This window comes from Agarivorans sp. Toyoura001 (genome assembly GCF_005405585.1).
GTDB lineage: Bacteria > Pseudomonadota > Gammaproteobacteria > Enterobacterales > Celerinatantimonadaceae > Agarivorans.
In genome coordinates, this window is sequence record NZ_BJEQ01000005.1 from 62774 (window position 1) to 76940 (window position 14167).

Consider the following 14167-nt stretch of genomic DNA (forward strand, 5'->3'; position numbering starts at 1 on the left):
TCCTAGTATAAGACCCCCGAAGATGCAGGGCTTCGGGGGCAGTATTTTATACTAATTTACGGAGCAGTTTAAATTTAAAAGGTTCAATTCCCTCAATAAAACTGAAAATTTAGCAAACTCATGAGTATTACCAGTCTTAAAGTCCGCTAACATGTGATTCCAACGGTCTAACAGGCCTTCATGGGCAGCTAACCAATCATCTAGCGCGTCGCTACTTTCCATTTTAGCGGCCCACTTAAGTGCACTCACGGTAAGTTGACGTTGTTGCCAATCCAGATCTTCTCTAAACGAGGATCTTGCTAATGCCTGCCAATGATTATCAACGCTTTGCAGATTTATTTGCACTAAGAACCAGTGCAAACCAATGTTTGCGCCCAAGTTAAAGTAAAGCTTAGCTACCGCTACAATATCTTGCTCAGCCTGCTCAGCGACTTCAGTAAGATCTAGTACCGAATAAATCGAATTCATTTTAGCCATTGCACAAGCGATATCCGCAGGTACATGTTGGTCTTGCAATTCTTTCGATTCGGCGTTTACTAGTTTTACTTCTTCTGGAGCAAGAACTTCCATTAAGCTTCGCTGTAACTGTAAGTAACTAGGTCGGTAACGATCTATTTGTTGGGCAATACTTAACGAACGATCGCGTAGCGTTAAGAAACGACGTGTAGCGCGACGAATAATTCGACGCATGTTATCCATCATCTTAAGCTGCAACTGTGCGTTAACTTTATTATCGAGGCTCTCAATCTTGTCAAACAACTCCCACACACCAAATACTTGGCAGGCAATCACATAACAAGTACAAATTTCTGCTGGATGAGCACCAGTTTCTTCGACTAAGCGCGTTACAAAGTTAAAACCAACGTCGTCTACCACTTTGTTTGCCAATCGAGTCGCCACAATTTCGTGACGTAAAGGATGGCTATGCATTTGCTCTACATAGCGCTCTTGTAGCAATACTGGAAAAGATTTAACTAGGGTTTGACTCAAATATGGATCTTCAGTGACTTCTTCAACATTGAACCACTCTTTGAGTACCATTTTCCCGTAAGCCACCAACACAGATAATTCTGGGCGGGTTAACCCTAAACCATTAGATTGGCGCTCTATTAATTCTTCGTCTGTAGGTAAAAACTCCAGGCTTCTGTTGAGTAAACCATCCCGCTCTAGCGCGTGCATAAAGCGAATGATTTCTTTAACCGTGCTGGCCCCTAATTGCTCAGTAATACTAATCGACTGCCCTTGGCGATAGGCATTTTCGAGCACTATTTCTGAAACGTTTTCGGTCATATCCACCAACAACTTGTTACGTTGTTTCTCGGTAAGATCCCCGTTCGTGACTAAACCATTTAGCAGAATTTTGATATTTACTTCGTTATCAGAGCAATCTACGCCACCTACGTTGTCAGTAAAATCGGTGTTTATACGTCCGCCATTGGCTGCAATCTCAATTCTACCCAGCTGTGTAATTCCAAGGTTTCCGCCTTCGCCAACAATTTTAGCGCCTAACTGATTACCATTAATCCGTAGGCTGTCGTTGGCGCGATCTCCCACATCGGAGTCTGATTCGCTGGTAGATTTAATATAAGTTCCAATACCGCCATTCCAGAACAGATCGACGGGTGAACACAAAATAAGTTTGATTAACGCGTTAGGCGTTACATTAGTTTCTTTGGTTGCTAGCAGTTGTTGAATTTGTGGGCTCAACTTAATTGATTTAGCACTACGCAAGAAAATGCCACCGCCTTCGCTAATTAGGCTGGTGTTGTAGTCTTGCCAAGATGAGCGAGGTAACTCAAATAAGCGTTTACGCTCTACAAATGAACTCGCAGCATCAGGCGTTGGATCAATAATAATGTGCATATGGTTAAATGCAGCCACTAAACAAGTATGTTCAGATAACAACATACCATTACCAAATACATCTCCAGCCATATCGCCTACTGCAACACAGCTAAAGTCTGTGGTTTGGCAATCAACACCAATTTCTCGAAAGTGACGTTTTACCGATTCCCAAGCACCACGAGCGGTGATGCCCATGCCTTTGTGGTCGTAGCCATTGCTGCCACCAGAAGCAAATGCGTCTCCCATCCAAAATTGATACTCGTGGCTTAATTGGTTAGCAATATCTGAAAAGGTTGCCGTGCCTTTATCGGCGGCTACTACCAAATAAGGGTCGTCTTCATCTCGGCGTACCACCTGCTTAGGCGGGACTATTTCACCTTTTACATTGTTGTCGGTAATGTCTAGCAAACCACGAATAAAGATGCGATAGCACTCTTTACCTTCCGTTAGCCACGCGTCTCTATCACTGGCGCTTGGTAGGCGTTTACAAACAAAACCACCTTTTGCGCCAACCGGAACAATCACCGTATTTTTTACTTGTTGTGCTTTAACTAAACCCAACACTTCAGTTCTGAAGTCTTCTCGGCGATCAGACCAACGTAATCCGCCACGAGCTACTTTACCGCCGCGTAAGTGCACCCCTTCTACTCGAGGAGAATAGACAAAGATTTCAAACATCGGAACAGGTTGTGGCATGTCGGAGATCAGGCTTGGATTCATCTTAAATGAGATATAATCTTTAATGCCTTTTTCTTGGTTAAGCTGATAAAAATTGGTACGTAACGTTGCTTTAATCATTTCCAAATAACGACGAATGATTCGATCGTCATCAAGGTTCTCTACGCCATCTAACAAGCTAATTAGCTTGGCTTCTATTTTCTCTTCCGTTTTATCTGAACGTTTTAAACCCGGATTAAAACGGCGACGGAACAACTCCATGAGTAGCATTGAGATATCAGGGTAATTAGCAAAGGTTTCTTCAATATAACTTTGACTAAAATTGCTACCTATTTGGCGCATATATTTAGCGTAAGCGCGCAATAACGCCACATCTCTCCCTGAGGCTTGTGCAGCTAATACCAAACGGTTAAAGCCATCATCTTCAAGTTGGCCAGACCAAATCTCGGCTAAGGCATGCTGGAAGTTATCTCGATTTTGTTCAATATCTAAGTCTTGTGCGCCAACAAACAACATCGCGAAATCTAGTACCCAATACACTTTGTCGTCGCTAGTAGTTAGCCGATAAGGTGTTTCACCAATAACGCGAAGCCCCATATTTTCTAACATCGGGAGAATGTCGGATAAGTGCAAAGGCTCATTTAAGTGAAATAGCTTTAAGCGTACATGGTTGGTATTGAGCTTTTCTTCCTGTGGGCGATAAAACAACATACCGAGTTGGTTTTCATCACTTAAGTCTTCAAACTGAATAATGTCTGCCACTGCAGAGCCTGGTAGCACGTTTTCTTTATAAGAACGTGGAAAGGCTGTTTGGTACTTGTTGCTTAACTGAATCGCGCGTTCTTCGCCAAAATTAGAAATCAGTGAGTCAACTAGCCTATCTTCCCAAGTTCTAGCCGCTTCAATGAGGTTGGTTTGTAACTCGCTCAAGTCGAACTCCTGATTATTATCTACTCTCACAAGGTAATGAGTTCGTGCCATTGACCCTTCGGTGAAATAGGTAGAAAACTCCACATCTTCTTTAGATTTAAAATGTTGCTTTAGAATCTGCTGGCTATGAATACGTAAAGCCGTGTTGTAGCGCTCTTTGGTGGTGTATACCAAACAAGAATAGAAACGACCATAGATGTCTTTGCGTACAAACAGCTTCACTAAATCGCGTTCTTGAATCTGTTCGACACCCAAGCCAATATCGAGCAACTCATCTTCGGTGGCTTGAATTAACTCATCGCGCGGATAAGTCTCCATAATATTCAGCAAAGACTTGTAAGCGTGGGAGCCGGCCGGCAAATCGGAGTTCACCATAATTCTGGCAAGCTTTTGATTGATTAACGGGATCTCTAAGGCACTGCGGTTATAAATGGATGAAGCATATAAACCGATAAAGCGATGTTCACCAATTACTGTGCCTTTACTATCGAAAATCTTCACGCCAACGTGGTCGATATAGGCGGGACGATGTACTCGTGACTTGTGATTGCTTTTATTAAGCACCAAGGGCGTTTGATTAGTGGCGAGATCTCGTCCGGCACTTGTGTAACTCGATAGGGTCACCACTTGACTGGTGACATATTCTCGGTACAAACCTAAGCTGCCGCTTTCGTCCGGAATCAGTTGTAAATCACCTTTTATCTTTTTCAAACTGTAGTGGCGGTAGCCCATCAAAGTGAAATTATTATCTGCCATCCAGGCCAAAAAGGCGGTACTTTGGCTCAACGATTCTTCACCCGCTAAACCTTTACTCTTAGCCAATTCATTACTAACCGTTTTCAGCTTTTCTAACATCAAAGCCCAGTCATTTACCACTACATTGACTTCGTCTAATACGGTATTTAATTCTTTGCTTAAACGACGCAGCGCTTTTTCGTCACTTTGGCGATCAATCTCAATCATGAATACGGTTTGATTGCCCAACTCAGCATGCTGCACATCATGCACTGCGGTGATTTGATTGTTCGCATCTCTATCTAAACGCATTGGCTGATGCATTAGCAGATGGGTATTTATGCCACTACGCCCTAACGCCATCCGCATAGAGTCCACCAAAAAAGGGGAATCTGGAACCACAATCTCGATAATAGTATGAGTAGATTGCCAGCCATGGCGGCTTAGTTCAGGGTTATAAACATTGATATGACGGTCGCAGGTTTGAGTAAGATTGAGGGCATTCCATAAGCCCACCCCTACCCCATATAAATCGCTGTCGCTGCGATTGGCGAGATCGTCGCTGCCCATGCCAGAAAACAGCCGAGAGAGAAACTCCTCGGCTAATGGCGCAGCCTTTGAATCAAGTTTCTGATTAACAATTTGGTAGACTTTTTTAAGCAGTACGGAGGCGTGTTGCTGCGCTCTTGTCATAACGCATTCCTTATCCTAGTAGAGTAAAATTATTATTGTTTAAAACAACGGCTTATTGTTTATTTTAGTGTAGTTCGGTTTAGAGAATAATCGATAAGATATACGCTAAACCTTACAAACAATTAGACCATGCTTTTACATTTTTACAACATTGTTGACTAGATTTTTTGAAGCGATAGGAATTTATTTTCGTTATTGGTAGATAAGACAAAACGACCGCTCACTCCACCAGAATTTAAAAAAGGTAAAAAGCGAAGTGCAGGAATTTGGATCCGCTTACCGGTTTGGTCGGTAGCGATAACTGAACGGGCGCTACCTTTGTAGACCCGTTCAAATTCCAAGTAAGAAATGTGTAAATTAAAAATGTACTGCTTCATCGGATACTTGGTTAATTAAGCCTTTAGTTGCTGTAAACCATTAGTGACTTTTTCAAATAAATCTTTACTAAGATCGTCCAAGCTAGCTAATCGTTCTAATTGCTTAATTATCAGTCCTTTGCGTTCATCGTCAAGTTTCACCGTTTGAATTAATGGTGTGATTAAACGAGACGCTACCTGTGGGTTTTGAGTATTAAGAATACACAGAATATCTGTTAAGTAGCGGTAACCAGAACCATCTTTAGCATGGAAATGACGAGCATTGTTATTAGCAAAGCTACCCATTAAGGAACGAACTCGATTTGGGTTTTCCATGGTAAAGCTTGGGTGTTGGCTTAGACCCTTAACCCGTTCTAATGCGCCATCCTCTGAAAAGCTCGCTTGTAATGCTAACCACTTATCCATCACCAAACCATCGTGCTGCCAGTTTTTTTCATAATCGTTAAACATGGCTGCACGCTGTTCGATAGCAGCATTATTTGCAGCAGACATGGCAGCAAGTTTATTGGTCATTAATGGGCTTTCAAAATAAGCGTCTGCCACTAGACTAGGTTTGCTATAGGCCAAGTACTGTAAACAAGCCGCGCGTAATGAGCGCAAGGCAATATCTGAATGGGCTAAGCTTTGTTGGTCTTGTTCAGCGCAGCGTTGTTCTAGCAACAAGAACTGCTCGGCTAAGTGCTCTGCCAATTTATCGATAAAGAAATCACGCGCCTTAGCGATAGCATCAATATCTACTCGCTCAAAACTATCGGCGATTTCATTTTCACCACTAATCGTTAGCAACTCTGCCAATAAACCTTTATCGATATTTTGATCTTCCAGTAACTGGCGGAACGTAGCCACAATTGCTTGATCAATTTCTAGGGCTTTATCTTGCTGAATAGCGCTCACCGCTTGAACCATCCACCCAGTCACTAATTTTTGCATACCGTCCCAACGGGCGAAGGTATTTGAAGCATGATTAATAATCAGCAATAGCTGCTCGGTAGAATAAGACAGATCTAACTTAACCGGCGCAGAGAATTCTTGCAGCATGACCAAAGTAGGTTGTTCGCTAATGTTATCAAACAACCACGTTTGCTTATCTTCAGTTAACTCCAGCACCTCTGACACAGCTAAACCATTAATTTCTAGCGCAAAAGCCTGTCCACTGTTAGCCAATAGCTCAATAGATACCGGAATATGCAGCGCTTGTTTGTTGGTTTGCTCGGCCGTTGCAGGAGTATGTTGGCGAATACTTAAACTGAATTGCTTGTTTACTTCATCGTAAGTACTTTCAACATTAAGTATCGGTGTACCCGATTGGCTATACCAGCGTTTAAACACCGTTAAATCTTTTCCACTGGCATCTTGCATTGCGCTAACAAAGTCATCGCAGGTGGCTGCTTGGCCATCATGGCGTTCTACATATGTTTGCATACCAGCCTGAAAGCCCTCTTCGCCCAATAAGGTATGTAACATACGAATCACTTCTGCGCCTTTCTCATACACCGTAAGGGTGTAAAAGTTGTTCATCTCAATCACTTTATCGGGGCGGATTGGATGCGCCATTGGGCCTGCGTCTTCAGCAAACTGGTGGCTACGCAGTACTCGAACATTCTTAATACGGTTTACCGCGCGCGAGCCTAAATCAGAGCTAAACTCTTGATCACGAAATACGGTTAACCCTTCTTTTAACGACAGTTGAAACCAATCACGACAAGTAATGCGGTTACCCGTCCAGTTGTGAAAGTACTCATGACCGATCACGGCTTCAATGCCTAAAAAGTCGTTATCTGTAGCACTTTCTTTGTTGGCCAATACATACTTTGAGTTAAATACGTTTAAGCCCTTATTCTCCATCGCACCCATGTTGAAAAAATCAACCGCCACAATCATGTAAATGTCTAAGTCGTATTCAAGATTAAAGCGCTCTTCATCCCATTTCATAGAGGCTTTTAAAGACGCCATTGCATGCTCGGTGCGATTTAGGTTGCCCTTATCAACAAATAATTCTAATGCAATCGTTCGACCAGACTGAGTCACAAAGCTGTCTTCGAGTAAATCAAAGTCACCTGCGACTAAAGCAAACAAATAACTAGGTTTTGGAAATGGGTCTTGCCAACTGACCCAGTGTTTGCCGTTTTCTAATTCGCCTTGGTCAACCTTATTACCATTGGATAGCAAAAATGGATATTGAGCTTGGTCAGCAATAATCTTGGTAGAATACGTCGCCAGTACATCGGGACGATCTAAGAAAAAAGTAATGCGGCGAAAACCTTCTGCTTCACATTGGGTACAAAACGCATCACCCGATTGATATAAGCCTTCAAAGGCTTTATTTTCTGCCGGATTAATTTGAGTAACAATGGCTAGTTCAAACTGTTCTGGAAGGTTTCGAATGACCAGTTGAGAATCACTCATTTGATAATCTTGGTGTGTCTCGCCGTTAACTCGCAAACTAACTAACTCAAGCTTTTCGCCATCTAATATCAAGTCACAAGCGTGTTCAGCTTTACGCACGACGGATGACACCGCAGTAACTCGAGTAGATTGAGGTTCTAAATCAAACTCTAAGGCCACACTATCAATTGTGTAAGCAGGTGCTTGGTAGTCTGAGCGGAATTTGGCTGTAGGTTGAGCTGAAGAGTCGGCCATGAAACGTCCTTTTATAGAATGTCGAAAATACACGAATTAAGATGAAGTTATTGTAAAAGATATTAGTTAGAGCAGCTAACCTTTTCAGCTTAAGGCTAAAAACAAAAAAGTCGGCCTAAGCCGACTTTTTAATAGCAATAAACTTAGAACGACAGTAAACCCACCGCATTCAAAAATACTACTGCAATAGCGATAGGCGATATGAAGCGCACGCTTTTAGAGAACATTTGAAAAGCTTGGCTTTCTAAACCCATTCCTTTCTTAACATTGTCAGCTTGAACAATCCAACCGACAAATACGGCAATGAATAAGCCACCAAGTGGTAGAAGTATGTTCGCGGTAATGTAATCTAAAACTTCAAAGAAGTTTTTACCCATTGGGCTTTCTTCAAATTGGAATATCTCCCAACCTGCAAATGAACCAATCGTACCTAGGCTTAATAACCAAACCGCGCCACCAGATACAATAGCAGCAATATTACGGCGGAAACCTTTACGCTCAACAAGGTATGCTGAAGTAGACTCAAGCAATGCTAATGCCGACGTAAATGCCGCTACCGTAACCATTACAAAAAATATTGTTGATACCACTCCACCTAGCGGCATAGTACCAAAGGCAATAGGTAACGATACAAAAAGTAAACCTGGGCCCGCACTTGGCTCAATGCCATTGGCAAATACAATTGGGTAAATGGCTAAACCAGCCATTAGTGCAACAACGGTATCGGCGATAGCAATGTAGATAGAGGTTTTAGCAATAGACGCACCTTCAGGCAGGTAAGCGCCATAAACCATCATAATGCCCGAAGACAAACTTAGCGTGAAGAAGGCATGGCCAAGAGCCATAAGCACGCCATTTATGGTCAGTTTAGAAAAATCAGGACTAAACATGAAGCTAACTGCGGCGGCAAAATCACCGGTTATAGCTGCATAGATCATGATAATGGTAAGCAATACAAATAGCGCAGGCATTAACAAGGTAACGATGCGCTCTAGGCCTTTAGTAACGCCCTTAGCCAAAACGACTACAGTGCCAACTATTACCAACGTAGCCCAAAGAATAAGTTGCTTTGGATCAGAGGTTAAATCGCCAAATAGCGCACCAATTTGTTTCGCATCGCCTGCTGCAGCAGAAATGTCGCCACCAGCAGATTTGAATACATACGCAACCGCCCAACCGGCAATAACGATGTAAAAGCTCAATACTAAAAAGCCTGCAAGTACGCCCATGCCACCAATGAAAGCCCAGTTTTTAGAGCGACCATTTTCTAAGGCCACTTTTGCGACAGCGTTCGCCGGTGTCGAACGGCCTTGTTTACCTAAATAAACCTCGGCCATCATCACCGGAATACCAATGAAAAGAATACATAGTAGATACACTAGAACGAAGGCACCACCGCCATTTTCGCCCATAATGTAAGGGAATTTCCAAATATTACCTAAACCTACAGCAGCACCGGTAGCCGCTAAAATGTAAGCAAAGTTACTCGACCAGCGATTGCTCACTGAAGTGTTATTACTCATGATTTTCTCTTTTTATATTGTGTTTGCTAATTGCGTCCGTGTTTTAGGCCGCCGATCTAAGCATAAACAGAATGAGAATTACAGATAAAATGAATCTTTATGCTGAATTTATGCGATCCGTCATTACAAGCAATCTATATAACACTCAATAGTCAGTTTAATATGCCGAATAATAATTCTTCAACAATGCATAAATTGCTATTTTATTGCAGCTAACTGTTGTTTAAGCCAGTCCCTTTCATAGCCTAGTACTGGATGAATTATTTGTCGTTGCCTTAGGGCCTTAGTTTGTTGCTCATTTAACGATACCCCATTTGTCATAAATACAAAGGGCGTCATTTCTCCCTGTTTTTCAATAAAACCCACTAGGTTTATTACGCCGTTTACATAGCCACTTTTAGCATGAATATGTGCTTTCAACGGTGGGCGCGTTACACTGCGTCGATACTTTAAAGTGCCACTCACCCCAGCTACTGGCAACTTATCAATAAGCGGGGTTAAATCAGGATCTATTAACCAAAGCTCAAGCAGATTGTAGAGCAACTCGGCGCTGACCAAGTTTTCTCGAGATAAACCAGAGCCATCTCTTAAAGCCGTATAGCTAAGATCTAGACCTAGCTCGGTTAATTGTTGCTTAACCAACTCGCTAGCGGCTTGATAACTACCCGCCCGTTGTTGCTCCACGGCAATCGTCTTAAACAAACTATCGGCAGTGAGGTTGTCCGATTCCACCAGCATGAATTCTACTAAATCGATGAGCGGAACCGAGCGGTGACTGAATGTTGATTCATATGCAGATAACTGGGTGCGATAACTTATTTTACCTTGGTAAGTCACCCCAAGTTGACGTAATACCCTGCGTAACTTAAGCGTGAAATATTGCTGTTCATCATTAATCGAAAAACGTAACGGCATCATCCTAGCGTTTTGGTTAATACAACCTTTGAGTTGATACTGGTTGTTATCCCCCACTATCAAGCTTTGTTCGCAATCTTGATGCTCTCTACTCACCGTGGTTATCTGGTTATCAATACTCAATAACTGAGTATCACTCACATGAAGTTTGCTTAACTGGCCTAATTCTCCTGGCTTTAAGTTGCCATTGACACAATTGCTATCGATGTTCAGCGCACTCACAGGTGAGGCAAAACAAATGCCTATATCATTCCAAACTTGGCCTTGGCTACGGCTATGACCACTAAAAACCCCCTCATCTATGGTTATTGAGGCCACTTTTTTTCCAAAACCTTTAGTGACTTGAGCTAATAGAGATTTAAGATCATGGGAGGTAAAACTGGGGTCTCCACGCATATGTAAGCGAAGATGCAGCCCTTCGGGACTAGCCTTCACACTCACTTGGGTATTAAAGCGATAATCTGCGCCAAGTTGTTTAATGGCTGCAGTGGCGGTAATCACCTTTAAAGTACTAGCCGGGGTAAGCAACAATTGGCTGTTTTGAGAACCATTAGGCCCAACAAAGCTAACAATGGTTCCAGGAGGCGAAACTAGTTCAGCTTGACTAGCCAGTGAGAAAAAACAAAACCAGAGAAGGGAAATTTTAATAAACAGGGGCATGTTAATCGGCATTCATAAAATCAGTACCGAGAGTATATAAAAAAGGTGAACCGAAGTTCACCTTTTGCTTGTTATTTTAACTGCCTATTGAGCTATCAACTCTAAACGCATCGCACGTTGGCGAACAAAACTACGTTTTAGATGATTGAAAGTTTTCTCAGGCATACCGCTTGGTAGCTCTACCGTTGAGTAGCTATCAAACAATTTTACGCTACCAATGTAATCGCTGCTGATATTCGCTTCGTTGGCAATGGCGCCTACAATGTGTTTAGTTTGAACACCATGTTCTTTACCTGCGTCTACGCGGTAAGTGTTCATTTCAACATCTGCAGTGCGGCGTTTACGTTTAGCGGCACCAGCTTCGTTACGACTTGGGCGTTCACCGCGCTCTCCACCACGTTGACCGCGATGATTACGCTCACCACGTTCGCCGCGTTGCGAGCGTTCGCCACGTTGTCCGCGTTCATTGCTGAAGCGTGAAGAACGAGGTTCTGGGTCGGTAGGCAATTTAAACGGACGTGCTGTTTGAGCTTGGAACAACAAAGCTGTAGCGAGTTCAAGTTCGCTCATGCCAAGGTTGGTCGCAAGTTCAGAAGCAATCGTTTGGTAATCTTCTAATTGTGCATTTTCTACTGCTGCAGCAAGCTTTTCTTGGAAGCTAGAAACACGTTTCTTCTCAATCTCTTCACGAGTAGGTAGCTGCATTTGCTCAATTTTTTGACGTGTTACGCGTTCAATGTTGCGCAACAAACGCTGTTCACGGTAACCAACAAACATTACCGCTTTACCGCTACGTCCAGCACGACCAGTACGGCCAATACGGTGAACGTAAGCTTCTGCATCGTATGGAATGTCAAAGTTAACCACTAAGCCAATGCGTTCTACATCTAAACCACGTGCTGCAACATCAGTTGCTACTACGATGTCTAGCTTGCCAGATTTCAAACGAGTAATCGTGCGCTCACGCATGCTTTGGTTCATGTCGCCGTTCAGTGCAGCAACACTGAAACCTTTAGCTTCCAATCGCTCAGCAATATCAGTGGTTGAGGTTTTTGTGCGGGCAAAAATAATTGAAGCGCTGTCGCTGTTAACTTCTAGAATACGGGCCAACGCTTCTATTTTGTTTAAACCAGCAACGTGCCAATAGAACTGCTCAATATTTGATACAGTTTGAGTCTTAGCCGCAATTTTTACTTCTTTTGGCTCAGACATGTAATTTTTAGTGATGTTTTTGATTGCCGGCGGCATCGTTGCTGAGAACAACGCTGTTTGGCGCTCTTTAGGCATATCGCGCATAATGCGTTCAACATCATCAATAAAGCCCATACGTAGCATTTCATCTGCTTCGTCTAATACTAGGGCTTTTAGTTGGTCAAGCTTAAGCTTGCCACGATCTAGGTGATCGATAGTACGTCCAGGCGTACCAACAACAATTTGTGGGCCACGACGTAGCTCCTTAATTTGTTGTCCGTAATCTGCACCACCATAAATAGGCAGCACGCGTAAACCAGGAATATGACGACTAAAGTCTTTAATGGCATCGGCTACTTGGTTAGCTAGTTCACGCGTAGGAGCAAGAACCAACATTTGTGGCGCGTTTAGCTTAGGGTCTAACTTTGCAATTAACGGCAAAGAGAAAGCAGCGGTTTTACCGGTACCTGTTTGTGCTAAGCCAAGTACATCATGTCCTTCCAGCAGCAATGGAATGGTTTTTTCCTGAATAGGAGACGGCGTCTCGAATCCAATCTCGGAAATAGCTTTTAAAATGGTTTCAGGTAGAGCGAATTGCTCAAAACTTGAACTGCTGGATTCGGTCATATTTGGCCCACAATTATTTAAAGGATGCGCACTATACGCTTTTGATCACAAAAAGTCTCATTGATTTTACATTTTTATGGAAAAACATTAGCCGTCTTGATAGGCGACAATAAAAAACCGCTCTAGTGAGCGGTTAGTAGCTTTTAGTATAGGCTATCTTTCTATTCTTCTTCCGCTGCTGGGTACTTTTCAGCAGTTTCTTTTATAAGAGGTTGTAACTCACCAGTGCGGAACATTTCCATGATGATGTCACAACCGCCCACTAGCTCACCTTCAACCCAAAGTTGTGGGAAGGTTGGCCAATCAGCGTAATTTGGTAGCTCTGCACGAATGTCTGGATTTTGTAGAATATCTACATACGCGAAACGTTCACCACATTGCATAACGGCTTCTACTGTTTGCGCAGAAAAGCCACAGCTTGGGAACTTAGGCGAACCTTTCATGTAAAGTAGAATTGGGTTTTCAGCAATTTGCTGTTTGATTTTGTCAATCGTTTCCATTTTAAACTTCTCTAATTTTTACACTAAGTCTATTCTAGGTGTTGGGCGTACCCTAGCAAAAATAGTCGCCGATTTCACCACTTTGCGCTAGATCAATTTTTTTTAGTGTTTTTGCTTTGCCACATAAAGCACTAGTGCTAAACTCGTTTGTAAAGTTTTTACTATATAAAAGATTGCGCTGATTCAGCCAATTATAACAAGGAGAGAAAAAACAATGGCATTTACATTACCTGCTTTACCGTACGCACAAGACGCGCTTGAGCCACACATCTCAGCAGAGACTTTGTCTTTCCACTACGGCAAGCACCACAACACTTACGTAGTAAAGTTAAACGGCTTAGTTGAAGGCACCGATTTAGCAGAAAAAAGCCTAGAAGAGATTATTAAAACTTCTACTGGTGGTGTATTCAATAACGCTGCTCAAATATGGAACCACACCTTCTACTGGAACTGTTTAGCGCCAAACGCTGGCGGTCAACCTACTGGTGCTTTGGCAGCAGCAATTGACGCAAGCTTCGGTTCTTTCGATGAGTTCAAAGCAAAATTCACTGATAGTGCAATTAACAACTTTGGTTCTAGCTGGACTTGGTTAGTTAAAAACGCTGACGGTAGTTTAGCCATCGTTAATACTAGCAACGCTGCTACACCTTTAACTGATGAAGGCGTTACACCACTATTCACTTGTGATTTGTGGGAACACGCATACTACATTGATTACCGTAACGTTCGCCCTGATTACTTGAACGCTTTTTGGGCTTTAGCTAACTGGGAATTTGCTGCTGCAAACTTCGCATAAGCTAAATACCTAGCAAGGCAATAAAAAAGGGCGCTATTAGTAGCGCCCTTTTTGTTA

Annotated in this window: 8 protein-coding genes; 1 reads left to right on the forward strand and 7 read right to left on the reverse strand. The window is 42.7% G+C overall.

Translation table 11 applies throughout. The features are described 5' to 3' along the window. Positions 1-51: 51 nt before the first annotated feature. The 7 genes from FFR00_RS08360 to FFR00_RS08390 all read right to left on the reverse strand — a co-directional run bounded on the left by FFR00_RS08360 (position 52) and on the right by FFR00_RS08390 (position 13314). Positions 52-4881: an NAD-glutamate dehydrogenase gene (locus tag FFR00_RS08360; RefSeq protein ID WP_137672941.1), complete on the reverse strand. Its 4830-nt coding sequence runs from the start codon at positions 4879-4881 to the stop codon at positions 52-54. Between the two features lie 158 nt (positions 4882-5039). Then, entirely contained in the window at positions 5040-5258 is a 219-nt protein-coding gene (locus FFR00_RS08365; RefSeq protein WP_137672942.1) for a DUF2835 family protein, read from the reverse strand. 15 nt (positions 5259-5273) lie between these two features. Further along, positions 5274-7898 (reverse strand): aminopeptidase N, encoded by a 2625-nt coding sequence (gene pepN, locus FFR00_RS08370; protein ID WP_137672943.1) that lies wholly within the window; start codon positions 7896-7898, stop codon positions 5274-5276. A 143-nt stretch (positions 7899-8041) separates the two neighbouring features. Further along, the gene (locus FFR00_RS08375) at positions 8042-9421 is read right to left on the reverse strand and encodes a sodium-dependent transporter (protein WP_137672944.1); all 1380 of its coding nucleotides are present in this window, start codon (positions 9419-9421) and stop codon (positions 8042-8044) included. Positions 9422-9619: 198 nt separating this feature from the next. Next, positions 9620-10996, reverse strand: coding sequence for a D-alanyl-D-alanine carboxypeptidase/D-alanyl-D-alanine-endopeptidase (gene dacB, locus FFR00_RS08380; RefSeq protein WP_161985125.1), 1377 nt, complete (start codon positions 10994-10996; stop codon positions 9620-9622). An 84-nt stretch (positions 10997-11080) separates the two neighbouring features. Then, complete coding sequence (locus FFR00_RS08385; RefSeq protein ID WP_174235938.1) at positions 11081-12814, reverse strand: DEAD/DEAH box helicase; 1734 nt, start codon at positions 12812-12814, stop codon at positions 11081-11083. 161 nt (positions 12815-12975) lie between these two features. Beyond that, complete coding sequence (locus FFR00_RS08390) at positions 12976-13314, reverse strand: Grx4 family monothiol glutaredoxin (RefSeq protein WP_137672946.1); 339 nt, start codon at positions 13312-13314, stop codon at positions 12976-12978. A 214-nt stretch (positions 13315-13528) separates the two neighbouring features. Between FFR00_RS08390 and sodB the strand changes: the two genes are divergently transcribed. Continuing rightward, positions 13529-14110 carry a superoxide dismutase [Fe] gene (sodB, locus tag FFR00_RS08395; RefSeq protein WP_137672947.1) on the forward strand — a complete coding sequence of 194 codons (582 nt, stop codon included), beginning with the start codon at positions 13529-13531 and terminating at the stop codon, positions 14108-14110. Positions 14111-14167: the final 57 nt, after the last annotated feature.

Bases quoted from the DNA above. Each gene is read 5' to 3' on its own strand.
- FFR00_RS08360 (WP_137672941.1), bottom strand. From the start codon at position 4,881: ATGACAAGAGCGCAGCAACACGCCTCCGTACTGCTTAAAAAAGTCTAC.
- FFR00_RS08365 (WP_137672942.1), bottom strand. From the start codon at position 5,258: ATGAAGCAGTACATTTTTAATTTACACATTTCTTACTTGGAATTTGAA.
- pepN (WP_137672943.1), bottom strand. From the start codon at position 7,898: ATGGCCGACTCTTCAGCTCAACCTACAGCCAAATTCCGCTCAGACTAC.
- FFR00_RS08375 (WP_137672944.1), bottom strand. From the start codon at position 9,421: ATGAGTAATAACACTTCAGTGAGCAATCGCTGGTCGAGTAACTTTGCT.
- dacB (WP_161985125.1), bottom strand. From the start codon at position 10,996: ATGCCCCTGTTTATTAAAATTTCCCTTCTCTGGTTTTGTTTTTTCTCA.
- FFR00_RS08385 (WP_174235938.1), bottom strand. From the start codon at position 12,814: ATGACCGAATCCAGCAGTTCAAGTTTTGAGCAATTCGCTCTACCTGAA.
- FFR00_RS08390 (WP_137672946.1), bottom strand. From the start codon at position 13,314: ATGGAAACGATTGACAAAATCAAACAGCAAATTGCTGAAAACCCAATT.
- sodB (WP_137672947.1), top strand. From the start codon at position 13,529: ATGGCATTTACATTACCTGCTTTACCGTACGCACAAGACGCGCTTGAG.